The organism is Myxococcus qinghaiensis (assembly GCF_024198215.1).
In the GTDB taxonomy this organism is placed as follows: Bacteria; Myxococcota; Myxococcia; order Myxococcales; family Myxococcaceae; genus Myxococcus; species Myxococcus qinghaiensis.
On the sequence record NZ_JAKCFA010000002.1, the window covers coordinates 400,821 to 427,589 of the forward strand.

Here is a 26,769-nt window from a genome sequence, read left to right on the forward strand (position 1 = left end):
CCGTGCCACCCCCTTCTTCGCCCCCCGGCCGCAAGCGCCGGCTCGGGGAAATCCTCATGGATGCCGGCCTCCTGACGGAGACCCAGCTGCGCTCCGCCCTCGCCGAGCAGCGCAAGTGGGGCGGCCGGCTGGGCCTGACGCTGGTGCAGATGCGCTTCGTGGATGAGAGCTCCATGGTCCACGCGCTGTCTCGCCAGCTCTCCATTCCGACGGTGGAGCTGGATGGAATCTCGCCCTCGGCCGTGGCGCTCCAGGCGCTGCGCCCGGACATCGCCGAGCGCTACACCGTCTTCCCCACCGCGGCGGACCCGGCCAACAAGCTGCTGACCGTGGCCACGGCGGACCCCACCAACGTGGAGTCGCTGCAGGAGCTGGCCTTCCACACGGGCCAGCGCATCCAGGTGGTGGTGGCCGCCGCGTCGTCCATCGAGCGCGCCATCCGTCGCCACTACCATGGCGAAATCACGTCCACGACGGCCTCGCCGCTGTCGTTCAACCTCGACGAACAGACCTTCGAGCTGGCTCCGCCCTCCGAGCCGGTGGAGACGGCGGGGTTCTCGCGCCCGGCGGCCGGCGGTCAGACTCCCGCGCCCTTGAGGGAGAGCGAGCTGGCGCAGCGCGTGGACATCCTCACGCAGCAGGTCTCCGACCTGGAGCGCATGGTCGCGCAGCAGGCGCGCTCGCTGCGAGCCATGCTGGAGCTGCTGGAGACGCGGGGGCTGGTCACCCGCGACGACTACCTGGCGAAGGTGCGCTGAAGTCCGCGCACCTCAGACCAGGATGAGCTCCTCTTCGCCGTCCAGCGAGCTCAAGGTGCCGGAGAGATGACTCCCGAGCACCTGCTCCGTGCGGCGAAGGCGCTCGTCGCTCAACTCGGAGATGAGCACGAGGATCTGCGGGTGGCTGGAGATGAGCGCGTCGAAGTCCTCGCGCGGCAGCCGCAGCAGCGTGGTGTGGCGCGCGGCCGTCACCGTCGCGGTGGCCGGCGTCTTCTGGAGGAGGGAGATTTCACCGAACAGGTCCCCTTCCTTCAGTCGCGTCAGCAGGTGCCCGTCCTTGTGCACCTCCACCTCGCCCGATAGCAGGACGTAGAGGCCGTCGGTCTGGTCGCCATCCCGGATGATGACTTCACCGCGCTCGATGTCGCGGGCGCGGAAGCGCTCCACCAGGGTGCGGCGGTCCTTCCGGTTGAAGGGGCGGAACAGCGCCGAGGTGTTCATCACGTTGGTGAGCAGGCGCTGCCGCACGAACTTCCTCAGGGCCGCGGCCACCTGGGGGTGACTTCGCGAGAGCGAGGTGAGGACGAGCGCGGAGATTTCGAGCAACTGCGTGTCCTCGGTGCCGGCCTCGACGGACGCGGTGCGCGGGGCTCCGGACAGGATGGCCATCTCGCCGAAGAACGCTCCGCCCTCCAGCGTGGCCAGGTCGACGCGGCGGCCGGACTCGGTCCGGAAGACGCGCACCTGTCCTTCGCAGATGACGTAGAAGGCGTCGCCGTGGCTGCCCTGGTCGATGATGCGCTCGCCGAGGGTGAAGCGGCGCAAGGGGCAGCGCTCGAACAGCTCGATGAAGGCGTCGCGAGGCAGGTCCGAGAACAGCGGGATGGTGGGAAGCGCGTCCAGCGAGGGCACGTCGCTGACGACTTCCTCGGTGAGACTGAAGACCTCTTCTTCATCTGCTCCCGCGATGACCTCGGCGCGCTGATTCAGCCCGGACTGGGCGGCCAATTCGACGGCGTGGAGCAGGGAGTCGGCTTCCATCTCCAGCTCGGTGAAGGACGACGGGCTCGGCGGCACCGCGCGCAGTGAGGCGCCGAGCTCTCGCGACACTTCCCGGAAGGGCACGGCCGTGGCGCCCGCGTGAGGCGTGGCTTCCGCGCGGCGGGGACGCAAGCCCGGAGGTGCGGAGGGAGGGTCGATGACCATCGGCGTCCGAGGCGCCTCAGCCGAATCCGCCGAGCCCAGCTCTCCGATGGGTGAAGAGAGCGCCTTCCACTTGCCGCTCGGCGAGCGCGGGGACAACGCGTCCACGTTCGACGCGGCGGGAGTCTCCGGCACGGGAGGACGAACCCGCTGTGTGGCACCCCGTGGCGCGAGTCCGGGTGGCAGCGAGGTGCCGTTGCCGTCACGCGCGCTGATGACGGTGGTCCCAGTGGGAATCGACGCAGGCGCGCTTGGCGAAGGAGTGACGAGGGTCCCGGCGGGAGCCGAGGGAGAGCCGGGCGCATCCGCACGCGTGACAGAAGTCCCGGCGAGACCTGTGCCGACAGTCGCTGATGTGCCGGGTGCACTCGCACTCGAGACGGGAGTTCCGACGAGACCCGTGCCGACACTCGTGGGCGAGCCTTGCGTCCCAGCACTCGTAACGGGAGCACTGACGGGAATCGCCGCGACACTCGCGGACGGTGACGACTCCGACTCGCCCAGCGCGATGTCGAAGCCCTCGTGCTCCTCGGCCGAGGAAGCGGAGGAGTCGGCGTCCGTGAGCCCCATGCTCACGGAGTGGACGACCTCTTCCGATGTCTCGACGGAGCCCGGAGTGGGGGCGTCGTCGTCCACGGACAGCGCCAGCTCCGCGGGCAGCTCGGCGGAGAGATTGACGGCGCCCTCCCCTGCCTCCAGCGCCGTCGGGGCCTCGGCATGCACCGGCGCGGACCCGGCGGCCACGGGAGCGGGACGCTCGGGGGGCGGCGGCGCGGAGAGTGCGCTCGTCATCGGCCCGCGAGCCCGTGCCCCCGCCGGCGTTCCCCGACGTGCGTACAGGTTCGCCAGCATCTGCTGGACGCCCTGGTGGCTGGGGTCCAGCTCCAGGATGAGCTTGCTCGCGGCGATGGCGCGCGGGAGGAAGCCCTCCTTCGCGAAGCCCTCGGCGGCGGACTGGTACGCGGCGATGGCGCGCGCGCGCTCACCCGCCTTGGCCCAGGCATCCCCCGTGCGCAGCCGCGACTGGTGGTCCTTCGGGTCGAGCTTGCAGAAGTCCTCGTACAGCTCCGCGGCTTTGGAGAAGCGGCCCTTGGTGAAGGCTTCAGCGGCCCTGTCCTTGAGCTTGCGCGCCTCCATCACCTGGCTCCCCCGGCGGCGGTGCCACCCTTCTCCAGCGCCGCCCCCGCCGCGTCCCGCACGGTGCGGAAGTAGTCGCTCTTGAGCGCATCCAGCGACTCACCCTGGTTCGTCGCCCCCATGCGCTTGAGCGCCGTGGCCGCCGCCGAGCGAATCTCCGGCAGGTCGTGGAACAAGTCCCTCGACACCACCTCCGCCGCCTGCGCGTCACCGAGCGTCCCGAGCGCCAGCAGCACATCCCGGCGCGCGACGCTGTTCGTCTCGTCCAGGGCCTTGATGAGCGTGGGCACGGCCTCCTTCGACTGGATGCGCCCGAGCAGCCCCGCCGCGAGCGCGGCCTCCGGGCCCCCTTCCGTCACCACCGTCTGGAGGACCTCGGACGCAGAGGCGGGCACACCCGAGCCCCGCGTCAACGCATCCAGCACCAGCAGCTTCTCTCCGCCCATCTTCGGCAGCAGCTCCACCAGCGCGGCCTGCCCCTCGGGCCCCGACTCGGCGAGGGCCTGCGCCAGCGCCTTCTGGAGGTCTCTCTCGGGCTCCAGCATCCCCTCACGCGCGACGGCCACGCCCTCGGCGCCCAGGTGCGTCAGGCCCACCAGCGCGGCGGTGCGCAGGGGGATGCTCGAGTCCTGGCTGTACCCCTTGAGCAGCTCCAGCGCGCCCGGCGCCCGAAGCGTTCCCAATGAGCGCAGCAGCGTCGCGAGCGGCACCAGGCGCTCCGCCTCCACGTCATCGAACAGCTCCGTGGGCACGCGAGGCTTGACCACCGGACGGCCGGAGGCGCGAGCCCGCTGCGCGTTGAGCGCCTTCACGCGCTCGAAGAGCGAAGCATGGCGAGCCACCCGCTCGTCCCCGGCCTGACCATGCACATGCGGAGAAGCGGACGGCGCCGACGGGTCGAACTCCGCCGAGTAGTTCTCCGGCAGCTTCTGGCTGACCCAGTCGGTGCGCAGTGCCTCCAGTCCCTTGGCCTCCTGCTCGTAGAGCTTCTGGAGCTGCGGCACCACGGACGCGTCGCCCACGGCGGTGACGGCCTCCACCGCGAGCAGGCGCAGCGTGGCGTCGTTCTGGTTGAGCCACGGCGTCACCTTCGGCAGCAGCGGCAGCGCCGTGGGACCCAGCCCGAGGACGGCTTGCAGACCGCTCGCGGCGGTGGCGGGACGTGCCAGGCGCTCTCCGATGGGGTCCAGCGGACAGCCGCCTCGTGAGCGCATCGCCCTGCCCGCGGCGAGCGCCTCGGCCGGCGCGCCATCGAGGGTGACGGCGCACAGCGCGGTGTCCGTCTCCGGCGTGCGCGGGAAGGACAGGATGGCGTCCATGGCCATGGGGCTCACGGCGCTCTTCTCCACCGCCACGGCCTGCAGACGAGGCGCGGCGGCAGGGTCCTGCAGTTTCATCAGCGCGATGATCGCGGACTCGCGCAGCTCGGGGAAGCTCTCGTCCAGGAGCAGGGCGATGGCGCCCACCGCGCGCTTGTCACCGGCATCGCCCAGGCCCCGCACCGCCGCGGCGGCGAGGATGACCTGACTGTCGCGGACCAGGGGCAACAGGCGATTGACGGCCTCGGGACGACCGCTCTTGCCAAGCTCCTCGGCGGCGCCCACCCGCTCGGGCAGCGCTCCCTCGGTGAGCGTGAGCAGGTTGCGGTCCCACTGCCCCTTGGCCTCGGCGGCGACGACCTCCGCCATGGCGCCGGGGACGTTGGCGTTCTTCAGGGCCTGGACGATGACCTGACGGGTGGCGCGGCCTCGGCGCCCGTACTGGAGCGTGAGGTAGGCCTTGGCCTTGTCGTTCTTGACCTTGGAGAGCGCCATGGCGGCGCGGCCCTGGACCTCCTCGTCGGAGTCCTCCAGGAGCTCGCCGAGCAGGTCCACCACGCGGGGGTCCTGACTCTCCCCCAGCGCGACGGCGGCCTCGGCGCGGACGATGGCGGCCAGGTCCTTGGCCGCTCGAGTGAAGAGGACGAGGTCGTCCGGATTGCCTTGCCCGGCGAGCTTCTTCACCGCCAGGGCGCGGACCTCCGGACGAGGACTCTGGAGATCCGCGAGGAGCTGGTCCCGGCTGCCATTGCAACCGAGGACCAGGACCAGCATGAGGAGGAATGAGCGCGTGCCGGTTCGCATCGGTCTCCGGTAAGGCGAACGGTGGAAAAGTCGCAGGGGGTTATATCAACGACCCCCCTGCCGCCCAATCCGCTGTGGTGTGTGTCAGTAAGGCCGGCGAGGACCCTTGGAAGGTGAGCCCGCCCGTCCCTTGAACCCCTCGGACTTGCGGGCGCCTTCGGGGGCGAGGCCCCGGGAGCCGCCGCGGACGACCCGCTCACGGGGGGCACCCTTGGCGTCGTAGGGCTTCCAGGCGCGCTCTTCCGACCGGCCGCCCGCTCCCCGAGGACCCTTGCCGCCCGGCTTCGCGCCGAAGCCGCCGCTGCGACCCCGAGGCGCGCGGCCTTCCGAGTCACGAGGCTTGCGATCGGAGCGACCCCGCGGAGCGCCCTTGTCTCCCCCGCTCCACTCGCGGCGAGCAGGACGACCCTCTCCACCCGAGGCGGGACGGCCCGCCCCGCGCGAAGCACCCGCGCCGAAGCGAGGACGACCCTCGCCGGCACCCGCGCCGAAGCGAGGACGGCCTTCACCAGCGCCAGCGCCACGCGAAGCACCCGCGCCGAAGCGAGGACGACCCTCGCCAGCACCCGCGCCACGCGAGGCGGCCCCACCGAAGCGAGGACGACCCTCGCCAGCGGACTCACCACGGCCAGCACCACGCGAGGCAGCGCCACCGAAGCGAGGCTTGCCCTCACCGGCACCAGCGCCACGCGAAGCACCCGCGCCGAAGCGAGGACGGCCCTCACCAGCGGACTCACCACGGTCCGCGCCACGCGAGGCAGCGCCACCGAAGCGAGGACGGCTCTCACCGTCGGCATCACCACGCGCCGGACGAGCCGCTCCGCGAGCTGCACCCGCGCCGAAGCGAGGACGGCTCTCGCCGTCGGCATCACCACGACCCGCACCGCCGAAGCGAGGCTTGCCCTCACCACCGAAACGCGGCTTCGAGGCTCCGCCGAAGCGAGGCTTGTCCTCACCACCGAAGCGCGGCTTCGAGGCCCCGCCGAACCGAGGCTTGTCCTCACCACCGAAGCGCGGCTTCGAGGCCCCGCCGAAGCGCGGCTTGTCCTCACCACCGAAGCGAGGCTTGTCCTCACCACCGAAACGAGGCTTCGAAGCCCCGCCGAAACGAGGCTTGTCCTCACCGCCGAAGCGCGGCTTCGAGTCGCCGAAGCGGCCCTTGCCCTCGCCACCAAAACGGGGCTTCGAGTCACCGCCGAAGCGAGGCTTGCCCTCACCACCGAAACGCGGCTTCGACTCACCACCCGCGCTCCACTCCTTGCGCGCCGGGCGGCCCTCACCCGCGGCAGCGCTCCGACGCGGACGCGGGCTGTCCTCCCCACCCGCGCTCCACTCCTTGCGCGCGGGACGACCCTCGCCGCCCTCGGCCGAACGACCGAAGCGCGAAGCGCCTCCAGCCGCCGGTGCACGACGCGCCGGACCGCGACCCGCGTCACCCTCGGCGCGAGGCCCACGCGAACGCGGCGAATCCTCACCACCCGCGCCCCACTCCTTGCGCGCGGGGCGACCCTCGCCACCCGCGGCCGAACGACCGAAGCGCGAAGCGCCCCCAGCCGCCGGTGCACGACGCGCCGGACGGTCCTCGTCGCCACCCGTGCGGCGCGCGCCACGACCCTCGGCGGCGGCCCCACGATCACGCCCGAAGCGAGCGAGCCCGGAGCCCCCATCCACCACGGGCTTCCACGCACTCCCCGCCGCGCCCCCGGCACGCGCCGGAGCCTTGCGAGCCGCACGCTCACCCGCCGCCTTCCGAGGCGCGGGAGCGTCATCATCCATGGACAGCTCGTCCTCGTCCGCCTCATTGAAGCCCGGCGCCGCACGCCCATGGCGCCGAGGCGGCAGCCGCAGCTCCGCCGTCGGAGGCGCGACACGGCCCTCGGCCACGTCGTTCAGCAGCTCGACCTCGGCCTTCTTCAGCGCACGCAGCGCTCCCGGCCGCAAGCCTTCCACGCCAATCCCCGCGTAGGCCGGACGGAACAGGCGCACCACCGGGTGCCCCACCGCCGCGCACAGCCGCTTGATGAGGTGAGGACGGCCCTCCGCCACGACAATCTTCAACCACGTGTTCTTCTCGGCGGACTCGAACACGCCCACCGACACCGGCGTGGCCATGCCGTCTTCCAGCCGCACGCCACCGCGCAGCTTGTCGAGCGTGGCGATGTCGGGCTCGCCCTTCACCTTCGCCAGATACGTGCGAGGCACCTGGAAGCTCGGGTGCGTCAGCTTGTGCGCCAGCGCGCCATCGTCCGTGAAGAGCAGCGCTCCCTCGGCGTCGTAGTCCAGGCGGCCCACCGGGAACAGGCGCTTGCCCGTCTCCTCCAGGTAGTTGGCCACCGTCGGCCGACCCTGGGGATCCGACAGCGTCGTCACCACACCCACGGGCTTGTAGAGCAGGAAGTAAGAGGATTCATCAGGGGGGGTGACGAGCTTTCCGTCCACCGAGACCAGGTCCGTGCCCGGCTCCACTCGGCTCCCCAGCTCCGTCACCGTCGTGTTGTTCACGGCCACTCGGCCCGCGGTGATCAGCTCTTCTGCGTGCCGGCGCGAAGCAACTCCCGCGCGGGCCAGGTACTTCTGTAGTCGTTCTGCCGACATTACTTCCCCTTCTTCCATTGCTGCCCGTCACTCGGGCTTCGGCCCCTCGGCGCCCGTCTCGGGCTTCGGGGGCGTGTCCAGGACGCTGGAGCTGGCCTTCTGTGTCCGCTCAGCCGCCTCGATGGCGTGTTCCAGGTCCTCAAGCGCCGCCTCGCTGGCCGCCGCGTTCTTCTCCATCCGCTTCGTGAATCCCGGGTCCGATAGCGCTTCCACCGTTCCCGCTGCCACCGGCGCCGGTCGTACTTCTTTCTCCACGATTTCGCGATGCTCCTGCGTGAGTTCGTGGAATTCCCGCAGCGTGGGCAGCGCTGACAGGTCCTTCAAGGCGAAGAACTCCAGGAATTCTCGAGTAGTCCCATAGAGGATGGGGCGCCCCACCTCTTCGCGTTTGCCCAGGATTTTCACCAGCTTGCGATCGATCAACGCCTTGAGGACGGCGCCGCAATCCACCCCGCGGATATCCTCCAGCTCCGGCCGGGTGACTGGCTGCCGGTAGGCGATGATGGCCAGGGTCTCCACGGCCGCGCGGGTGAGTCGCTGGGGCTTCACCCGCAGGTAGCGCCGGACATACTCGCCCGAGTGCGGGTCCGTGCGGAACTGCCAGCCCCCCGCCACTTCGTACAGGACGATGCCGCTGATGCCGTCCCGGTGGACGCCGGAGAGCTGGTTGAGGGCCTCGGCGATGAGCTCCTGCTGGATGCCGGTGGCCTGCCACAGCTCGTCCACGGACAGGGGCCGCTCCGCGACGAAGAGCACGCTCTCCACCACGGTGCGGATGCGGTCCGTGGACAGCTTGCGGCTCTTCGTGATGAGCTTCTCGAAGGAGGTCTCCAGGTCCGGCGTGACGCCGTCCTGGTCCTCCTCGATGGCCGCGGCTTCGACTTCGTCCAGCTCATCCGCCAGCCCGGGCCCGGTGACGGCGGCCAGCTCCTCCTCGGAGAACGGACTGGGACCTCCGGACGCGACTGGGACCTCCTCGTCCGAGTCACGGGGGCCTTTCCTACCGGTAGTCACTCTCGTCGACCTCCGTGGGGACCAAGCGCTCCAGGGCGTCCCCGTTGGGCAACAACAGGATGGGGCCGAGCGGCTCGTCCTGTACCACACGGATGAGCCGGCGTTTGACCATCTCCAGGATGGCCAGGAAGGTGATGACGATTTCCTGGCGCGTCGGCGTCGTTTCCTCGGTGAACAGGCTCTCGAAGAGGACCTGTCCATGGGGGTGCAGGCGCTGGGCGATGCGGAGGATGGCCTCCGAGAGCGTCACCCGCTCGCGCACCACCTCGTGCTGCACCTTGGGCTGCAGGCGCTCCAGCACCCGGTCCAACGCCTCGATGAGCTTGAGGACGCTGAACTCCTGGAGGCCCACCTCCTCTTCGGGGATGGGCACGGCCTCCACCGGCACGCTGCGCGCGAAGACGTCTCGGCCGAGGATGTCCTGCATGGCCATGTGCTCGGCGGCGTCCTTGTACTTCTGATACTCGAGCAGCCGCCGCACCAGCTCCGCGCGCGGGTCCTCCGGCTCCTCCACCGCTGCCAGGGCCTCGCCGCCCTCGGGCACGGCCACCGCGTCCTGACGCGGCAGCAGCATGCGGCTCTTCAAGTGGGCCAACGTGGACGCCATCACCAGGAACTCCCCGGCGATGTCCAGGTTGATCTCCCGCATCCGCTCCAGGTGCTCCAGGTACTTCTCGGTGATGAGCGCCAGCGGGATGTCGAAGATGTCGACCCGATGCTCCTTGATGAGATGGAGCAGCAGGTCCAGCGGCCCTTCGAAATTGGGCAGCGCGACGCGGAAGGCGTCGCCCGGGGTGAGGGGCAATTCGCCGTCGCGGTGGCCCTCATCGGCCGAAGTGGGACGGCCGTCACTCACCGGCGGAACCTGGCTGTCCTTCTGGCTTTCGGTGGCGGCTCGTCATCACGCAAGGGCTCAAATCCGCCGGCCTCGAGCGCGAGCCGGGGGACACACCTCCTTAACAGTGGCTTTCAGGTGGGTCAAACAAACGGCGGTAAACACCCGTTCAGGCCCAGGACCTCACGGGATGCCCACCGCGCGGCGAACCTTGTCCATCAAAACAGAGGCTTCCTGGCGGGCGCGATTCGCCCCGTCCTGGAGGATGCGCTCCAGCTCGGCCGGGTCGCTCACCAGCTCGGCGTACCGCCGACGGGCCGGGCCGAAGGTCGTCAGGTAGGCCTCCAGGAGCTTCTTCTTGTAGTCCCCGTAGCCCTTCCCTCCCGCCCTCCACGACGCGTCCACTTCCGCGAACTCGGACTCGGGCAGCATCAGCTTGAGCAGGTCGTAGAGCGGCACTTCGCTGACGATGGACGCGTCCGCCGAGCGCTCCGCTCCCGGCACCGGCTTGGGCGCCTCCACGGGAGTGGAGTCCGTCTTGATGGACATGATGCGCTTCTTGATGTCCTTCTCTTCGCCGAACAGGTCGATGGTGTTCCCGTACGACTTGGACATCTTCCTGCCGTCGACACCGGGCACCGTCTGGGTGGACGCCTGCACGAGGGCGGAGGGCAGCTTGAGGATGCCAGGCGTGTGCCCGCGCTCCTTGCCCTCGGGGTCCGCCGGGTCATAGCCCTTCACGTACTCGGTGTTGAACTTCACGGCCCAGTCGCGCGCGAACTCGACGTGCTGAATCTGATCCTTGCCCACGGGGACGGTGTCCGTGCCGTAGAGCAGGATGTCCGCGGCCATCAGCACCGGGTAGGCGAAGAGGCCGAAGTCCGGAGAGATGCCCCGGGCGACCTTGTCCTTGTAGCTGTGGGCCCGCTCCAGATGCGAGTGCGGGACCACGGTGCCCAGAATCCAGTTGAGCTCCAGCACCTCGCGGACGTCACTCTGGCGGAAGAGGACGGCCTTCTTCGGGTCCACCCCGAGCGCCAGATAGGCCAGGGCGGCCTCGCGCGTGAGCTCCAGCGCGAGCTTCGCGTCTCGCACCGTGGTGAGCGCGTGCAGGTTGGCGATGAAGTAGTACGCCTCGCTCACGTCCTGGAGCTGCACGAACTGGCGGATGGCGCCGTAGTAGTTGCCGATGTGCAGCTTTCCGGAGGACTGCACGCCTGAGAGGGTCCGCATGTCTGGGTTCCGAATCGCGAGTCGGGGTTCAAAGTCCAGATACCTGAATCGGTGTTCGGGTATCGCGTGAGCGTGGGTGGTTCGCACACCCGCTGCGGCCCTGCAACCTTCCGTTCAGCCCTGCTGGCATCCGTTGCCTGCTGAATGCCCGCCGCGTCCCAGCCTGAAAAATTCCGACCCGCACATAAATCCTGAGGGATTCCAAGGGCTTGCGGTTGAGTGGTGGTGGGTGGAGCGGTACCCTGACTGCCTCACCTGCGAGCAACCTCACCTCGGGAGGATGAACCGGCATGGAGTCATTCAAGGGAAGTCTCGCCAGCTATCGCCTGCAGATGGTGATGCCGCCGCTGTTCTCGGGTGCCGGAGTGGAGGGCACGTTGAGGGTGGAGCGAGGCGCCATCCGGCGCTGTTTCCAGGTGAAGGACGGCTTCCTCGTCGGCGAGAGCTCGAATGACCCCCGGGAGCACCTGGCCCAGGTGCTGGTGAACCTGCGAATCCTGGACGCGCCCCGGGCCGCGGCGGCCTTCGAGGCGGCGGAGGGTGCCAGCACGCCGTATGGCACCTTCCTGGTGCAGCGCTGCTTCGTGGAGCTGCCGCGCCTCATCGAGGCGATGGAGCACAAGGCGCGCGAGGCCCTCTTCGACTGCTACGGCTGGGAGTCGGGAGAGGTCGAGTTCACGCCGAAGCTGCCCCCTGCCTCCCGCGCCGTGGGACTGAAGCTCTCGCTGAATGGTCTCCACCGGGACGCGGTGACGCGGCTGCGTGAGTGGACGATGTTCCGCGATGTCTTCCCGCACCTGGATGCCACGTTCAGGGTGTTCCGCGAGTTCGCGGTGGAGACGTTCTCCGAGGAGGAGGACAAGCTCCTGGAGCTGGCGGCGGGCGGCGCCACGCTGAGCGAGATGCTGGCGACAGCGAAGGAGGCCCCGCTGTTCGCGGCACGTTGGATCCTCCACCTGTATCGCCGGGGCGCGCTGTCTCCCCGGATGGCCAAGGGCCCGAAGGTGGGCGAAGCCGCGGAGCTGGCGGACTTGTTGACCCTGGTGAAGCGCTTCCTGGAGTCGGGGAAGTACGACCACGCGGTGGCGCTGGCCGCGCAGATTCTCGAGCGCGGCTCCGTGCCCGAGGCCCACGCGCTGTATCGCGAGGCAGAGGTGCGCCTGACGCTGGCCCTGAGCGACGAGCTGTTCGCGCTGGACGGCCGGCTCGTCTTCGAGCCGATTCCCCGCCCCACCCCGTCGCAGCTCACGGCGGATGACCTCTACCTGTACTCGAAGCTGCGCGGCAGCCGGAGCATCCGTCAGGCCCTGCGCACCGCGGCCATGGGTGAGCTGGCGGCATCGCGCTCGGTGCACCGGCTGATGGCGAGCGGGCTGATTCATGTCGCCCCCCTTCCCGAAGCCGAGTCCTCCGCCGAAGCGCGGCGGACGAGCACGGAACCGTTCGGAATCCCCGTCGTCAACGTGGCCCCCTGAGCCGAGCCTACTCAACGTGAGGACGGAGTGCGCTCCCCGCGCTCCGCCTCACGACGTGGCAACCAGAGCAAGTCGAGCGCCAGGACCACGGCCTCGAACGGCTCCACGCGCACGATGACGTCTCCCTCATAGCGCTCTCCCGGCACCCAGCCCCCGGAGCCATGGCGATACACCTCCAGCGAGCGCCGCACGGGGTCGATGAGCCACACATGCCGCACACCTTCACGGTGATAGACGGGCAGCTTGCGGAGTCGATCTTGGGTCTCCGTCGAGGGAGACAACACCTCACAGACCCAATCCGGCGCCTGCGTCAGCCATGGCACATCATGCGGTGGCTCTGGAACACGCTCCCGACGCCAGCCCGCCAGATCCGGGACGAGGACATCTCGCCCGAAGTGCAGTTCCGGCTCATCCAGGAACCACCAGCCACCCGGTCCACCCGGCCCCAACTCGAAGGGCATTGCCAGCAATGCCCCGAGTCGTGATGCCACGTGCAGATGCCTCACCGCCGGACGTGGCGACGCATACAGCAAGTCCTCGACAATCTCCCCCACCCACCCCACCGGCAGCGCTTCGATGTCCTCGTACGTCGCCGGCTTCCTGCCCTTGCCCTGTCCCATGCCCGCCTCCGTCGATGGAACCTCTGAGGTCCCCTGCTCGACACCGCATCCTCAGGGGAGAATGACAGCGTCCCCCTTGTGTCCCTTCCCTGCACGCCGTGGCAGCCAGATCAACCCCAGGTCGAGCGGCACCGCCTCGAAGGGCTCCTCGCGAATCACGACGGGCCCCTCATGAAGGCCCACGCGCTCCCAGCCTCGGTTCCCACTCCGATAGCTTTCGAGGGAACACCGCAACGGGTCGATGAGCCACGCATGTCGCACGTCGCTCCGGTGGTACAGCGGCAGCTTGCGGACACGGTCCGTGCTTCGCGTCGAAGGCGACAGCACCTCGCAAATCCAGTCGGGAGCCAGCGAGAGCCATGGAGTCTCCGGGTCGGGTGGCTCCGGAACCCGCTCGCGGCGCCAGGCCGCGAGGTCCGGCACCACGACGTTCTCCCCCAGATGAAGCTCCGGCTCGTTCAGCAACCACCAGCCCCCCGGCCCCCCTCGGCCCCAATCGAAGGGCTGCATGAGCAACGCCCCAAGCCGTGACGCCACATGCAGATGCGCCATCGCCGGGCGCGGCGACGCATACAGCAAGCCTTCGACAATCTCCCCCACCCAACCGACCGGCAGCGCCTCGATATCCTCGTACGTCGCCGGCTTCTTGCCCTTGTTCCGCCCCACGCCCACCTCCGTCGATGGAACCCCTGGGATTCCATCCGTAGCACCCTACCCAAGAGGGTGTCTACCCGCTACGTAGGCAGTCTAACGCCCGGTCTGACATATCGGGTCCACTCCACCCGCCACGTCCCGGAATCCGTGGACCTACGACGCCGTCTTCCGCTTCTTCGGCTTGGGGACGAACACGTCGCTGCGCGGATGGAACTCGTCGTAGACGGAGCGCAGGCGAGCGCTGTTGACGTGGGTGTAGATCTGCGTGGTGGCCAGGTCCGCGTGCCCGAGCATCTGCTGCACGGCCCTCAAGTCCGCCCCACGCTCCACCAGATGCGTGGCGAAGGAGTGCCGCAGCTTGTGGGGGGAGATGGGCTTGAGGATGCCCGCCTTCAGCGCATACCGCTTGATCAGCTTCCAGAACCCCTGCCGCGTGAAGCCCGAACCCCGGGGTGTCACGAACAGGGCCCGCGACTCGCGCCGACCGAGCATCGCAGGGCGGGAGTTGCCCAGGTACTCCTGCGTCTTCTCCACCGCCACACGCCCCAGAGGCACCACGCGCTCCTTGGCGCCCTTGCCCTTCGCCACCAGGTAGCCCGCGCTCAACTGCACGTCGTTGACGCCCAGCCCGCACAGCTCGCTGACGCGCAGGCCCGTGGCGTAGAGCACCTCCAGCATCGCCTTGTCGCGCAGCCCCGCCGGCGTCCGCTCATCCGGCGCGGCAAGCAGCTGCTCCACCTCGTCCAGCGTCAGGAACGACGGCAGCTTCTTCGCCGAGCGAGGCGTGTCCACGTCCTCCGTCGGGTCCTTGTCCGCCAGTCGCTCGGCGACCAGGAAGCGGTGGAAGCCCCGGAGCGCGGCCAGGTGCCTCGCCTGACTGCGCTTGCCCAGCCCGCCCCTGGACAACGACGACAGGTGCGCCGTCACGTCCTCCTGACGAACGCGCGTCGCGTCCTCCACGCCCCTCGCGCGCAGGTCCTCGAAATAGGCCGTGAGGTCCGCGGCGTAGGCATCCACCGTCTTGCCGGACAGCCCACGCTCCGCGCGGATGAAGGCGATGAACGCGTCGAGCAATCCTTCCATGCCCCCCACGCTAGCGGAGCCCCGCCCGGAGGCAATCTGTCGACCCGCGCGCCACGCCCCCCCGGACTCAGGGACGCGGCCCGCCCGCGCCCTCGGTGGAGGCCTGCTCCAGCGCCTGCACCACCCACGGCCAGCCCACCAGGATGTTCCCCGGCGAGCGCAGGCACGCATCCGCCACCGCGAGCACCTCCGCGGGCCGCGAGCGCACCGCCAGCGCCAGGTGCCTGCCCAGGAACGGGTGCGGCAGATAGCTCAGGTTGTGGTGGCGCACGGGCACCCACTGCAGCGTCGGACGCCCCGTCCACCGCTCCACGGCATACGCCGCCGCGGAGGCCAGCACCTCCAGCGCATACAGCGGCAGCCGGAACGCGCTCACCAGGAAGGCCACCAGCGCCGCCGCCGCCACCGCGCCCGCGAAGGACACATTGGCCTGACGGCTCCACACCACCATGGGCACCACGCTGGTGATGATGGCCGCCGTCTGCACCCGCCACACGGAGGGACCTCGACCTCCGGAGATGCTCGCGATGCTCCCCACCGACAGCCCGGACACCATGCCCAGACACACCCCCACCGCGATTCCCGCTCCGCCCCCGAGCACCGGCCCGAAGGCCCCGGCCGCCGTGGCGTGCAACCCCACCAGCATGGACAGACTGGCCAGCGAGCCCAGCATCACCCCGGCCGCCAGGCCCGACACCTGCGCGAGCGCCAGCCCCGCGGCCGAACAACACAACGCGGACACCGCCCAGCCACCGCGAAGGGGAATGCCGGCGCAGTAGAGCCCCAACCCCAAGAGCCCCGTCATCAGGGGCGAGCCCACCACCAGCACCAGCAACATCCGCCGGACATAGAGCCCCGCGGCGCGTCCACCCTCACCCTGCTCCCGCCACAACTGGCCGATGCGCCCCCCTGGCGCGAGGATTCCCGCCGCCCGGAGCCTGTAGTGCAGGTCCACCGGGCGAAACAACAGCAGCAATAGCAACCTCACTGGCGAAGGGACGTGCTGTGGCATGTCCGTTCGCACTGGCTCCGCGGCCCCTGATTCCACGGTGGCCCCCCTCTTCTTGTTCGAGTTTCAGTCCTCCAGCCTACCCTTGCCCTGCCGGAGGATTTCAAGCGTATCGCCGATGAGTGAAACCACTGTCGACGGTTCGTTCAACGTCACACCCCCGTCAAGGATGAGCTCCAGCCCATGGCCGAACTCCTCCTTTATCTCCCGCGCGTCCGTGAGCGGCTCACCCTGGGTGTTGTTCACCGACGTCGTCACCAGAGGGCGCCCCAGCGCGCGAGCCAGCTCGCGGGCCAGGGGGGCATCCGGGACCCGGATTCCCACCTGCTTCTGCCGGCTCATCATCAAATCAGGCACCAATCGCGTCGCCTCGAGGATGAAGGTAAACGCACCAGGGGTGAGACCCTTCATTGTTCGGTACGCGAAATTGCTGACGTGGGCGTAGCGAGCGACGTCCGACAGGTCCGGGCACAGGAAGGACAGGGGCTTCTTCTTGTCGCGTCCCTTGAGCTGGTAGAGCCGCTCGATGGCCCGCTTCGAGCCCAGATCGCACCCCATGCCGTAGTACGTGTCCGTCGGATAGGCGATGAGCCCGCCGCGCTCGAGCACCTCCACGGCGCGCTGGATGTGGCGCGCTGAGGGGTGCTCCATGTCCACCTCGAGGATGGGTGCGGCCATGATGTCTTTCGTGCCTCCTGCGTGGGCGGGCAGCCTACGCGGTTCCCTGTGCCTCGTCCGTCCTGACTTCGCCACTGGCCGTCAGTGCACGTCTCGTGAGCACCGGCCCCACCAATTCGTGCGCGGTGATCATCGCCACGATGAGCACCTCCACCTGGGGGCCGAACGAGGGAAACGTCCTCGACACCAGCGCCGCCAGGCCAAACGTCACCCCCGCCTGGGAGATGAGTCCCATCCACAGGTAGTTCTTCAAGCGCGGGTCGTCCGAGGGGGCGAAGCGTCGGCAGGAGAACCAGATGGCCCCGCCCCGCAGCACCACCAGCAGCAGCGCCGCCGGACCCACCGTCACCAGCGCATCCAGCTTCAGCCCCGCGCCCGCCGCCGCGAAGAAGAGCGCGAACACCGGCAGGCCCGCCCGCTGAATCGCGTGGTGGATGCGCTCGCCCTCGCGCTCATCCAGGTTGGCGATGAGCGCCCCGGCCGCCAGCGACACCAGCAACGGTGACAGGTGCAGCCGCGTGCCGCCTTCCGCCGCCGCGAAGGACAGGCCCACCAGGAACAGCGGCAGCTCCTGCTTCACGCCCCGCATGTAGACGAGCATCACCACCGCGAGCAGGCCGCCCACCGCCACCGAGCCGAACAGCTCCCACCCCACCCCGCTCAACAACCCCGCCACGTCCAGGCCGCCGCCGAAGGTCGCTCGCGTCAGGCCCGCCGCCAGCGCGAAGGCCACCATCACGAACAGGTCGCCGATGATGACCAGCGCCATCAGGAACTCGGTGAACGAGCCTCGCGCGCTCGTCTCCTGGACGATGGCGATGGTCACCGTGGGCGAGAACGACACCACCACCGTGGACAACAGCGCGCTGACCGCCAATACCTGAGGGAGGGTCAGGGGCGCCAGGAAGGGCAGCAATGGCTTGAGCGCGACGGTGGCGCCAAAGCACACGATGAACGTCACGCCGCACACGGCCGCGCACAGCAGCGCCACCCGCGCGCCCACGCGGCGGATGAGCCCCAGCCGCAGCTCCGTGCCCGCCACCAGCGCGATGAGGCTCACCGCCAGCCCCTTCACCAGGTCCAGCCCCTTCACGCCCTCGCCCGGGATGAAGCCGAGCATGTACGGCCCCACGGCCACGCCCACCAGCAGATAGCCCGTGAGCCGGGGCAGCCCCAACCCCTTGGCCACCTTGCCCGCGAACAGGCCGCACAACAAAAGCGCCCCAGCCGCCAGCGTCACCGGCGTGCCCGAGTCCGCGCGCAGCACCTGGGCCCGGCTGATGATGGCCAACAGCCCCATCAGCAACAGCAGCCGGACGACCGCGCCCTTCATGTCGCCACCCCCACGTCCGGAGGCGGCACGGGCTGCACGCGGGCCGAAGGCGTGGTGACCTGGCGGAAGGCCTGCCCCGCCAGCAGCTCATTCACCACCGCCCCCACCACCACCACGTCCAGCACGCGGCGAGACAGTCCGCCCGGAACCAGGAGCTGGTACTCGGCGACCAGACACAGCGCGAGGCCCCCTTGGGCGATCAGCGCGTAGCCCACCCGAGGCGGCAGCTCCAACACCCCCCGGGCGAAGCGCTGCGCCAGCGTGCCACCCACCACCTTCCCCAGGAAGCGAAGTCCCACGAAGCCCGGCACTAGCGCCCACGCCGCCCAGTCGCGCGTGTACACGCCGCAGCCGACCAGGAACACCAGCACCAGGAACACCGGCCGCTCCACCCGGCCCAGCGCCCGCGCCACCCGCTCCGTGGTGCGCCCTCCCACCAGCGCCAGCGTCGCCCCGCACGCCACGCCCGCCAGCAGCGCGGACACCCTCAGGTACGCCGCCGCGCCGCCCACCAGCGCCACCATCCCCAGCGTCACCGTCGTCAGCTCCGCGGGGTCCTTCAGCGCGTGGGTGAGGAACGCCAGCAGCGCGCCACACAGGATGCCCAGCAGCACCGCCAGGCACACCAGCCCCAGCCCCTCGCCCGCGGTGGGCGCCGCGCCCAGGAGCAGCGCCAGGGCCAGCACCACCAGCCCCACCGCGTCATCCAGCATCGTCAGCAGCGCCACGCCCAGGCCTCGCGCGCGGTCCATCCGCCCACCCCGGTACGCCAGCACCGCGAAGTGTCCCGAGGACAGACTCGCCGCCGCGCCCAGGAGCGACGCGGCCCCCACGGCCGCATGCCACGACGGCCGCGACGTCAACAGCAGGGGCACGAACAACGGCACCGCCACGAAGAGGAACGCCGTCCCCGCGTGCGCCAGCGCCGCTGAATACACCGGCCGGGGCAACAGCCGCAGCAGCCGGGGCTCCAGGTTCAACCCCAGGATGACACCCGCGGTGCCCAGCCCCAACGCCATCGCCGGCCGCAGGAGGTACAGGTCCTCCACGGACAACACCCCCACCACCGACGGGCCCAGCACCACGCCGAAGAGCAGGAACAAGAAGCCCCCCGCCGCCAGCCGCGCCAGCGCCGGGAAGCGCGCTGGATCCAACGCCGGACTCGAGGCGAGCAGGGACAGCGCCGCGATGGCGAGGAAGACGAGCAGCGCTTGCACGAGGGTTGCTTACACCGGCCCCACCCCTCGCGTCACGAGCGGCGGTGCGTCGGCGCGGCGATCACCGGCAGGGCAACCAGGCGGCCCATGGGTGGATCGTCCGCATCCATCTCCAGTTGCACACGTTGAATCATCCGCTCCATCTCCTCGGCGGAGACGGCGGGCAACATGCTCACCAGCAACACGCGGTCTTCGTCCGCGCCCAGGGCCAGACTCCTCAGCCCCGCGAACACGGGCACCTCGGCGGACAGCGCCGCCGCCGCGCTCCGAGCTCGGACCACCAGCGGCTCCGGGATGCCAAACTCCCGGAGCCGACGGATGGCTCGCTCGGTCCCTTCCATCTGCTCGAGGAACGTGATGACCAGGTACACGCGGCCGTCTTACCGGGTCCGCGCGCCAGGCGCCACGCTACTCGTTCTGGCCGGGGCCCGCCGTCTCACCGGAAGGAGCCGCCGGAGTCGTCGGGGTCGACGGGGCCGCTCCCTCTTGCGCCGGTGCAGCCGCGCCTTCCTGGGCCGCCATCGCCGCACGAGCCGCGCGCTTGCCCTCTTCGATGAGCTTCTTCACCTTCTGCCCACCCTTGCGGCCAATCTCCTCGTAGAAGTTCGGCCCGCGGGTGGCCTTGACGCGGTCACCCCCCTTCTTGCCGATCTCCTCGTAGAACTTCGCGCCGCGCTCGGCCTTGACCGTCTCACCGCCCTTGCGGCCGATCTCCTCGTAGAAGGAGCGACCCCGCTCGGCCTTCACCGTGGCTCCGCCCTTGCGACCGATGGTCTCGTAGAACTCGCGACCCCGCTCGTTTCGGACCGTCTCGCCACCCTTACGTCCCGCCTCGGCCACCGTCATGCTGCCCTTGTTGTCTTTGTCCGACATTGCGCCCTCTCCTCTCTTTGGCTGCCTGCCCCCATCCCGCGCCTCGATGCCCCTTGCCTGAAACCTTGGGACGGAAGCGCCCCGATGCAAGCAAGCTCCGTACACCGCCAGCCGTTCTCGCCTGACCCACCACACCAAAACCCCAATGATTCCGTGCGGTTGCTCAAGCTCGCCCTGCTTACTTTCCGTGCGGAGGCATGCCCGGCAGGACGCTCTCTTGTTGAAAACAATTCCCTCTGCATTGCCGATTCCCGGACCGGCACTCACCTTCATGCCCGCGGCGCGCGCTCAATGGCGCCCGAGGGAGGCGTTGCGTGGCGCAGGTGGCGAAGACATGGCTCCGAGTCCTGGCACCGATGCTTGTGTCCGTCGGTGGACTGCTGACGCTCCGTCTGCTCGGACCGGACTTCATTGATCAGCGCTACATCGCGGATCTGCTGTCCCCTCTGGGTAAAGCAGCGCCCCTGGCCTACATCGCGTTCCTGGCCGTGCGGCCCCTGACATTGTTGCCGGGGCAGCTGTTGACCGCCGTGGGCGGAATGATGTTCGGAACGCTTGCAGCGACCCTCTATTCACTAACGGGCAGCTTCCTGTCTGCCATGTTGCTCTTCGCGCTGGCACGCAAGCTGGGGACTCGGCCAATGAAGCGCCTGGCTGGAGGCAAATATCCGGCGCTGGTACGCGCGGCGAAGCGCCATGACTTCCTTTTCTCGCTCATGGCGTGCATCAACCCGCTGTGTCCCACCGACGTCATGCTGGTGGCGGCCGCGGCGAGCGGGGCGCGCTTCTGGCCCACCGTCGCCGGCGTGATGTTGGGCACCATTCCCGGAACCTTTCTCACCGCGCAGTTCGGCAGTGGACTGGCCCAGGGGCGCACGGTGATGACCGCGGTGTCCGCCGCCGGTCTCGTCGTCTCGCTGGTGCTGGGCGTCATCGTCGGTCGTCGTTTCTACAAGGAGCTCACCGAGGAACCGGAGCCCTCGTCACCTGAATCAGATGCGCGGGATGACACAACGGTTCCAAACCTGGCGGGCTCGACGATGCCGTCCAGCCCTCCCAAGAGCAGCGGGGTCCCCGCCACCTGGTGAGGCCCGCAACGCGGACACCCGCGAGGCATCCCAGGTTCCCTTTGCTATGTCGGCTCACCCGCGCGCAGCTCGTCGGACAAGAGCCGCAGCAGGGCGCGGACGCGAGGCACGGACTGGCGTCCCGGAAGGCACAGCGCATGGACCGGCGGACCTTCCGCCGCGTGGTCCGCGAGCACCTCCACCAGCCGCCCTTCACGCACGCGCGCATCGAGCATGAAGTCGAGCACCTGGCACAACCCCGCACCCGCCGCGGCCAGCTCCAGCAGCGCGGGGCCGTGATCCACGTCCATGGCAGGGGCGGTCCGCAGCGGCTCGGCCGCCCCGCCGGGCTCGCGTCGGAACGTCCACGTTCGCGAGAGGCCCCGAGGGTCCACGAACTTCAGACAGACATGACGCTCCAACTCGGCCGGACGCACGGGGGTGCCATGGCGCGCCAGGTACGCGGGTGAGCCGAGCGTCACCCAGCGCGTGCTCAAGAGCCGCCGCGCCACGAGGCTGGAGTCCTCCAACACGCCCACGCGCAGGGCGACGTCGATGTTCTCGTCCACCATGCGGCTGAAGCGATCACTCAGCCGCGCGTGCACGGTGAGCTGCGGGTAGCGCGTCTGCAGGCGCGCCAGGGGCGGCAGGACGACGGGCCCCAGGATGTAGGGCAGCGTCACGGTGAGCGGCCCCTTGGGCGCGCGCTGCGCCTGGGACACCGTCTCCCGCGCGGCCTTCATTTGAGCCACCGCCTCGCGCGCCCGCTCCAGGAAGGCCTCGCCCTCGGACGTCAGCGCCACCTGCCGCGAGGTGCGCTCCAGCAGCCGCGCGCCCACGTCCTCCTCCAGCTTGCGCACCGCCTTGCTCACCGCCGCCGTGGTGACGCCGAGCCGCGCCGCCGCCTTCCGGAAGCTGCGCTCCTCCGCCACGTGCACGAAGGGAATCACCCCTGCGAACAAATCCATGGGCCCATTGTCAACCTGGAGTTGACGATGGTTCAACCTCCGCGTGCTCGATGCGCCCGGGGTTGACGGTTAGGGTTGCACCATCCACGAAGCACGAAAGGTCGTCATGAAGATCGCAATCCTCGGCACGGGAGTGGTGGGCGAGACGCTGGGATCCAAGCTGGTGAGCCTGGGCCACGAGGTGCGCATGGGCTCGCGCACCGCGAACCACGAGAAGGCGGTGGCCTGGACGCGGAAGGCCGGGCCACTCGCATCCCAGGGCACGTTCGCCGACGCCGCGGCCTTCGCGGAGCTGCTCTTCAACTGCACGCTGGGCACCGCCTCCGTCGACGCGGTGAAGTCCGCCGGGGTGGAGAACCTGCGCGGCAAGGTGCTGGTGGATGTCTCCAATCCGCTCGACTTCTCGAAGGGCTTTCCTCCCACCCTCTCCGTCACCAACACGGACTCGCTGGGCGAGCAGCTCCAGCGCGCGGTGCCGGAGCTCAAGGTGGTGAAGGCGCTCAACACCATGACGGCCAGCATCATGGTCTCCCCGTCGAGCCTTCCCGCGCCTCACGACGTCTTCGTCTGCGGCGATGACGCGGGAGCGAAGAAGCTGGTGACGTCGCTGCTCACCGAGGGGTTCGGCTGGAAGCGGGTGCTCGACGTGGGCGACATCACCGCGTCCCGGGGCCTGGAGGGACTGCTTCCGCTCGTCCTCCGGCTCTACCAGTCGTTCGGCGACTTCGACTTCAACCTTCACGTCGTCCGCAAGTGAGTCTCGCGGCGATGGCCGGGAGGCCGCGCTGAGTCTTCACGGCCTCCCGGTGGTGACGACGCGACGTCAGTCCCAGCGGCTGGTGAGCTTCACGGACCACTCGCGCAGCGTGCCGCTCCCCACCCCCGCGGGGTTGGAGATGTGCAGCTTCCACTTCCCGTTGATGGTGCCATCGCGGGGGATGCCGCGCGTCACCGGGATGCGGGACGGGGGCCTGCCTTCGGTGGGCCCGTTCCACAGCAGGGCCGTCTCACCACCCGGGTCCTCCAGCGTCAGCACGAGGTTGGACGACGAGGAGTGCAGCAGGTCCAGCACCACGGTGATGTCCTCGGGCACGGTGGCGAGGCCCACCACGCCGACCACCGATACCAGCTGCACCGTCGAGCCAGGCAGCGCCAGGTCCGAGTAGTTCGTGAAGGTGCCCGCCATCCAGGCCGGACGGCAGATGCCCTCGGGCGAGCCGGACTCGGAGCCCGAGCACACCAGGCCCGTCTGGCACGGACGCATCACGGAGCAGCTGTCGCTGTCTCCCGGAATCGGCAGGTTGCTCCGGCAGCGGCCGTAGGCGATGGGGCCGCCGAACGCCCGGCCCTCACACGACAGGCCGGCCTGACACGTCGCCGGGCCCGTACAGGGGTCACCGTCCGGAGCCAGGGCGACATGGTTCTTGAGCGCCTGGAGCGCGGCGCCGTTCATGAACGCCAGCCGCGACAGCTCCACGATGTGGTCGATGCGACGGGCGGCGACAATGGCCTGCGCCTGGTTCGCGCTCAGCCCCACGGTGCTCTGGAGGGCGGCCTGGCTCACGGTGTTCGCCGCTGCCACGACGCGCCGGGCCTCGGCGAGGTTGAAGGCGACGCCGTGGAAGACGCCCACCTGCTCGTCCAGGGGCATCTCCACGCGGCCCGTCGCGCGGACATACCCTTCCAGCGTGGCCAGCGCGGCCGGCCCCACCTGGGGAATCGCATCCACCTGGTCGATGGAGACGTAGTGGCGGTCATCCGCCGTGAACTCAATGCCATCCGGACCGTTGCGGTCCGCGATGATGGCCTGCGCGGTGAGCGCGTTGAGCGGCACCTCGAAGTCCAGCACCGCCAGCGTCGTGGAGCGGCTGTTGAGGAACGCCAGCACGCCGGTGGACGCGGGGGTGCCCGTCGCGAGGGCCTGCGCCTGCGTCGTCATGACGGCGGCGGGCGCGGTCTCCTCGGAAGCAACACCACAGCTCAACATCAGGGGAAGAACGGAAAGCGGTAGATACCGCATCAAGTTGGAGGTCATGAGCCCCCTGTACTCCAGGACTCCGACACTGTGTCCAACAGAGACGTCACAAACGCCCCGTCCGGGGTGTTTTTCAGCGGGATTTCAGCAGGGTGGCCGAGATGAAGGCACCCACGGCGGGAAGGAACGTGACGAGGGCCGGCCAGAGGCCGACCGGGAGCTGAAGGACGGCCACCAACGTCCCGAGCGCGAAGAGCGAAAGAAAGACGCGGCGAGCCAGCACCCGGCCCGTGGGCCCACGCGCGAACGCCGCGGTGAAGAGGAACGCGGCGGCGCCCGCGAGGAACTGATAGCCCAGCACCCCGAGGACCCACTGCTCCATCAGGCTCACATAGCCATCGAACCAGCCCGGCTCCGGTTGAGCCACTCCGGCGAGCACATCCGGGTCAATCAACAGCGCGTTGCGACTCGCGTAGAAATGGGCATCGGCCCCCATGGTGATGGCCGCGATCTGCACGATGACCACCACGAACAGCGTCATCAAGATGCTGAGCCACGGCACCCGGGTGCCTTCGCGTTCCCAGCGGCGCAAGGCCTCCAGGTGCTGGGGGTCGACCTGGAGCGCGCTCGGATAGCCCAGGTCCAGCAAGGCCTTCGTGGCGGCGATGCGCGCGGGCATCTTCTCCGTGCCCAACCCCTCCAACGCGCCTTCATCCACGAGCCTTCGCAACAGCGCGGCGCTCGCCTCCTGCTGGGGCTCCGAGGGAAGTCGAAGCAGGAGCGCGTTGAGCTCCTCTCCCAGCCGTGCCCGCTCCTCCTCGGAGGCGGACAGGACCCGGGGAATCAGCGCCTCGATGCGCCCGATGGACGAGGCGTCCTCGTGCCCGATGGACGCGGAGTGCTCCGCGCCAGGAGGCGCCTGTACCGTCCGCTGAAGCTCGCCCACCGTGTGCCTCCCGCGCCCGAGGACTCCACGGCGCGGAAGCCATCGTAACGAGGAGCGCCCCGCCCGTCACACCCGGACGGCGACGACACGCTTCTTCACGAATGGAGGACAGGCGCCAGCTGCGCCGCGATGCGTGGAGGCATCCGCTCCCCGGGCCCCACGCCGGTGGGCCGCATGATGGCGCGCGCGCGGTCCTCTCCGTGGCGCATGCGCATGCGCGTCATCTCCGGTGAGAAGTCGAGCGTGTCGCCCATGGGCGCCGTCGGCTCGATGACGGTGATGCGGCAATAGACGTACGGCTTGCCATCTGGAGCCAGCAGCGAGGTGCCCTGCTCATGGGCCTGCCTCACCATGTCGTTGATGCGGACGAACACGTCCACGTCGTTCATCAGGATTTCGTTGAGGGTGATGTCGGTGAGGCTGCGTCGGGCCACGTCCAGGATGTTGGAGGGGTAGCGCATCGGCTCGATGCGGGACGACGAGCAGGCGATGACGACAATCTCCGTGGGCGCATAGGCGAGCGCGTCACCGAGCGGCGTGACGTTGCGCAGGCCCCCGTCGACGATGGCGTGCTGCCCGATGGGCTCCCAGATGACGGGCATCGTCGCGCTCTGCCAGACGGCCGCGGTGAAGTCGCTCGCGTCGCTCGACACCACTTCGTACTGCCCCGAGGTGAGCGACACGCGGCCCACATGCGCGGGAATGGCGAAGGGCCGGCCGTCGAGGTTGCGCTCCACCAGGTCTCTCAGGGGCGTGTTGTCGTAGAACCCCAGCTTGTTGAGCAGTCCTATCCGGAGCGCGACGACGAGCCACGGGAACTTCCGGTAGATGTCCGACTCGCGGAGGTTCAACCAGAGGCTCGTGAGTCGCTCGTACTCGTGCTGGGCGATGACGGCGGCGTTCAGCGCGCCCACCGACACGCCGAAGACGCGCTCCCAGCGGAAGCCGTGCACCTCGCGCAGGACCTTCTCGGCGCCCACCTGGAAGGCGCCCTTGCCACCACCACCTGAGAGCACGAGCGTCGCGGGACGGTCCGTCATGGCATACCTCGCTGGGGGGAGAGCGCGAGCCGCACGGGGGGAAGCCCGCGCCCACGCATCAGCGGGAGGAGATACGCACGCGCCCTCCATTCCAGTATCGCCCTGGAGCCCGGGCCCGCTGTCCAGCGGTGGGCCCTGGACTCGCACGCGATTCAGCCTTCGGCGGCCCGCACCGCACGCATGAAGCGATGGAGCTTCTCCTCGTCCAGGTGGCCGTCCGTGCGCAGCCCGCTGCAGACATCCAACCCGAAGGGACCCACGGCTCGAATCGCCTCGCCTACGTTCTCCGACTTGAGGCCACCGGCCAGGAAGACAGGCACCGACACCCTCTCGCGAATGCGCCGGCTCAAGGCCCAGTCATGCACACGTCCGGTGCCGCCCAGCTCCTTCACGGCCAGGGCCGGGTTGCCCGAATCGAGCAGCAGCGCATCCACCTCGCGCGCCACGTCACACGCCTCGTCCACGGAAGCGGCGTCGACGACGTGGACCACCTGCACCAGCTTCACCGAGGGCAGCGAAGCGCGCAGGTGACGAAGGGCCTCGGTGCCCACCCGGTCCACCACCTGCACCGTATTCACCCGGGTGCGGCGGGCCTGGTCGACGAGACGCGCGGCGTCCTCCTCGCAGGTCAGCAAGAAGGTGGACACGCCCGGGGGCGCCTGAACGGCCAGCTCCGTGATGAGCCCTTCGTCGATGACACCCGGGCCGCTCGGCATCTTCGACACGAGCCCCAGCGCGGACGCGCCATGCGACACCGCCAGCCGCGCCTCCTCCCGCGAGGAGATGCAGCACACCTTCACCCGGACCTGTCGAACCGGTTCCATTTCCATCCTCCGCGCCCACGCATCCGGACAGCTATCACACGGGGACACCGCCGCCCCGCGACAACCCCGCGCCCGAGCACCCCGCACCTCACGCGACGTGGACCACTGGAATTGTCGGGCTGTATGGAGCCAGGATGTCGCCCCTGGA

24 protein-coding genes are annotated in these 26,769 nt (G+C 69.5%); 4 read left to right on the top strand and 20 right to left on the bottom strand.

The window, feature by feature from the left end:
• Window positions 1-56: 56 nt before the first annotated feature.
• Entirely contained in the window at window positions 57-758 is a 702-nt protein-coding gene (locus LZ199_RS04165) for a GspE/PulE/PilB domain-containing protein (RefSeq protein WP_253992330.1), read from the top strand.
• A gap of 12 nt (window positions 759-770) precedes the next feature.
• On the opposite strand, the gene LZ199_RS04170 is transcribed toward LZ199_RS04165, so the two are convergent.
• The 6 genes from LZ199_RS04170 to trpS form a co-directional block, all read right to left on the bottom strand.
• Window positions 771-3,059 carry a cyclic nucleotide-binding domain-containing protein gene (locus LZ199_RS04170; RefSeq protein ID WP_253992331.1) on the bottom strand — a complete coding sequence of 763 codons (2,289 nt, stop codon included), beginning with the start codon at window positions 3,057-3,059 and terminating at the stop codon, window positions 771-773.
• On the bottom strand, window positions 3,059-5,182 hold the full coding sequence (locus LZ199_RS04175) for a HEAT repeat domain-containing protein (RefSeq protein ID WP_253992332.1): 2,124 nt from the start codon (window positions 5,180-5,182) through the stop codon (window positions 3,059-3,061). The genes LZ199_RS04170 and LZ199_RS04175 overlap by 1 nt, the downstream gene beginning before the upstream one ends.
• Before the next feature lie 84 nt (window positions 5,183-5,266).
• Window positions 5,267-7,777 (bottom strand): pseudouridine synthase, encoded by a 2,511-nt coding sequence (locus LZ199_RS04180; RefSeq protein WP_253992333.1) that lies wholly within the window; start codon window positions 7,775-7,777, stop codon window positions 5,267-5,269.
• Window positions 7,778-7,804: 27 nt separating this feature from the next.
• Complete coding sequence (scpB, locus tag LZ199_RS04185; RefSeq protein ID WP_253992334.1) at window positions 7,805-8,791, bottom strand: SMC-Scp complex subunit ScpB; 987 nt, start codon at window positions 8,789-8,791, stop codon at window positions 7,805-7,807.
• Window positions 8,778-9,647 carry a segregation and condensation protein A gene (locus tag LZ199_RS04190; protein ID WP_253992335.1) on the bottom strand — a complete coding sequence of 290 codons (870 nt, stop codon included), beginning with the start codon at window positions 9,645-9,647 and terminating at the stop codon, window positions 8,778-8,780. Before LZ199_RS04190 ends, scpB begins: the two co-directional genes overlap by 14 nt.
• Before the next feature lie 162 nt (window positions 9,648-9,809).
• Window positions 9,810-10,859, bottom strand: coding sequence for a tryptophan--tRNA ligase (trpS, locus tag LZ199_RS04195; protein WP_253992336.1), 1,050 nt, complete (start codon window positions 10,857-10,859; stop codon window positions 9,810-9,812).
• A 290-nt stretch (window positions 10,860-11,149) separates the two neighbouring features.
• On the opposite strand from trpS, the gene LZ199_RS04200 reads away from it, so the two are divergent.
• Window positions 11,150-12,334, top strand: coding sequence for a DUF4388 domain-containing protein (locus LZ199_RS04200; RefSeq protein ID WP_253992337.1), 1,185 nt, complete (start codon window positions 11,150-11,152; stop codon window positions 12,332-12,334).
• 11 nt (window positions 12,335-12,345) lie between these two features.
• Here the strand turns inward: LZ199_RS04200 and LZ199_RS04205 are convergent, their stop codons facing one another.
• From LZ199_RS04205 to LZ199_RS04245, 9 genes are all read right to left on the bottom strand, one after another.
• Complete coding sequence (locus tag LZ199_RS04205) at window positions 12,346-12,954, bottom strand: Uma2 family endonuclease (protein ID WP_253992338.1); 609 nt, start codon at window positions 12,952-12,954, stop codon at window positions 12,346-12,348.
• 51 nt (window positions 12,955-13,005) lie between these two features.
• Window positions 13,006-13,626, bottom strand: coding sequence for a Uma2 family endonuclease (locus tag LZ199_RS04210; protein ID WP_253992339.1), 621 nt, complete (start codon window positions 13,624-13,626; stop codon window positions 13,006-13,008).
• Window positions 13,627-13,761: 135 nt separating this feature from the next.
• Window positions 13,762-14,691 carry a site-specific tyrosine recombinase XerD gene (gene xerD, locus LZ199_RS04215; protein ID WP_253992340.1) on the bottom strand — a complete coding sequence of 310 codons (930 nt, stop codon included), beginning with the start codon at window positions 14,689-14,691 and terminating at the stop codon, window positions 13,762-13,764.
• A gap of 67 nt (window positions 14,692-14,758) precedes the next feature.
• Window positions 14,759-15,739, bottom strand: coding sequence for a hypothetical protein (locus LZ199_RS04220; RefSeq protein WP_407667162.1), 981 nt, complete (start codon window positions 15,737-15,739; stop codon window positions 14,759-14,761).
• A 27-nt stretch (window positions 15,740-15,766) separates the two neighbouring features.
• Complete coding sequence (locus LZ199_RS04225; protein WP_253992342.1) at window positions 15,767-16,378, bottom strand: L-threonylcarbamoyladenylate synthase; 612 nt, start codon at window positions 16,376-16,378, stop codon at window positions 15,767-15,769.
• Between the two features lie 34 nt (window positions 16,379-16,412).
• On the bottom strand, window positions 16,413-17,711 hold the full coding sequence (locus LZ199_RS04230) for a cation:proton antiporter (RefSeq protein WP_253992343.1): 1,299 nt from the start codon (window positions 17,709-17,711) through the stop codon (window positions 16,413-16,415).
• A complete protein-coding gene (locus LZ199_RS04235) occupies window positions 17,708-18,928 on the bottom strand; it encodes a cation:proton antiporter domain-containing protein (RefSeq protein ID WP_253992344.1) in 1,221 nt (406 codons plus the stop codon). Before LZ199_RS04235 ends, LZ199_RS04230 begins: the two co-directional genes overlap by 4 nt.
• A gap of 32 nt (window positions 18,929-18,960) precedes the next feature.
• The gene (locus LZ199_RS04240) at window positions 18,961-19,299 is read right to left on the bottom strand and encodes a hypothetical protein (protein WP_141648803.1); all 339 of its coding nucleotides are present in this window, start codon (window positions 19,297-19,299) and stop codon (window positions 18,961-18,963) included.
• A gap of 37 nt (window positions 19,300-19,336) precedes the next feature.
• Window positions 19,337-19,801, bottom strand: coding sequence for a general stress protein (locus tag LZ199_RS04245; RefSeq protein WP_253992345.1), 465 nt, complete (start codon window positions 19,799-19,801; stop codon window positions 19,337-19,339).
• Window positions 19,802-20,115: 314 nt separating this feature from the next.
• Here LZ199_RS04245 and LZ199_RS04250 point away from each other — a divergent pair, with 314 nt between their 5' ends.
• Window positions 20,116-20,889 carry a TVP38/TMEM64 family protein gene (locus LZ199_RS04250; protein ID WP_253992346.1) on the top strand — a complete coding sequence of 258 codons (774 nt, stop codon included), beginning with the start codon at window positions 20,116-20,118 and terminating at the stop codon, window positions 20,887-20,889.
• Window positions 20,890-20,933: 44 nt separating this feature from the next.
• On the opposite strand, the gene LZ199_RS04255 is transcribed toward LZ199_RS04250, so the two are convergent.
• Window positions 20,934-21,836 carry a LysR family transcriptional regulator gene (locus LZ199_RS04255; RefSeq protein WP_253992347.1) on the bottom strand — a complete coding sequence of 301 codons (903 nt, stop codon included), beginning with the start codon at window positions 21,834-21,836 and terminating at the stop codon, window positions 20,934-20,936.
• Window positions 21,837-21,942: 106 nt separating this feature from the next.
• Between LZ199_RS04255 and LZ199_RS04260 the strand changes: the two genes are divergently transcribed.
• Window positions 21,943-22,593, top strand: coding sequence for an NADPH-dependent F420 reductase (locus tag LZ199_RS04260; protein WP_253992348.1), 651 nt, complete (start codon window positions 21,943-21,945; stop codon window positions 22,591-22,593).
• A 66-nt stretch (window positions 22,594-22,659) separates the two neighbouring features.
• Here the strand turns inward: LZ199_RS04260 and LZ199_RS04265 are convergent, their stop codons facing one another.
• The 4 genes from LZ199_RS04265 to LZ199_RS04280 all read right to left on the bottom strand — a co-directional run bounded on the left by LZ199_RS04265 (window position 22,660) and on the right by LZ199_RS04280 (window position 26,621).
• A complete protein-coding gene (locus LZ199_RS04265) occupies window positions 22,660-23,871 on the bottom strand; it encodes a proprotein convertase P-domain-containing protein (protein ID WP_253992349.1) in 1,212 nt (403 codons plus the stop codon).
• A 73-nt stretch (window positions 23,872-23,944) separates the two neighbouring features.
• Window positions 23,945-24,757 (bottom strand): hypothetical protein, encoded by an 813-nt coding sequence (locus LZ199_RS04270; RefSeq protein WP_253992350.1) that lies wholly within the window; start codon window positions 24,755-24,757, stop codon window positions 23,945-23,947.
• A 95-nt stretch (window positions 24,758-24,852) separates the two neighbouring features.
• Window positions 24,853-25,797 (bottom strand): patatin-like phospholipase family protein, encoded by a 945-nt coding sequence (locus tag LZ199_RS04275; RefSeq protein ID WP_253992351.1) that lies wholly within the window; start codon window positions 25,795-25,797, stop codon window positions 24,853-24,855.
• 152 nt (window positions 25,798-25,949) lie between these two features.
• On the bottom strand, window positions 25,950-26,621 hold the full coding sequence (locus LZ199_RS04280) for a phosphoribosylanthranilate isomerase (RefSeq protein WP_253992352.1): 672 nt from the start codon (window positions 26,619-26,621) through the stop codon (window positions 25,950-25,952).
• Between the last annotated feature and the right edge of the window lie 148 nt (window positions 26,622-26,769).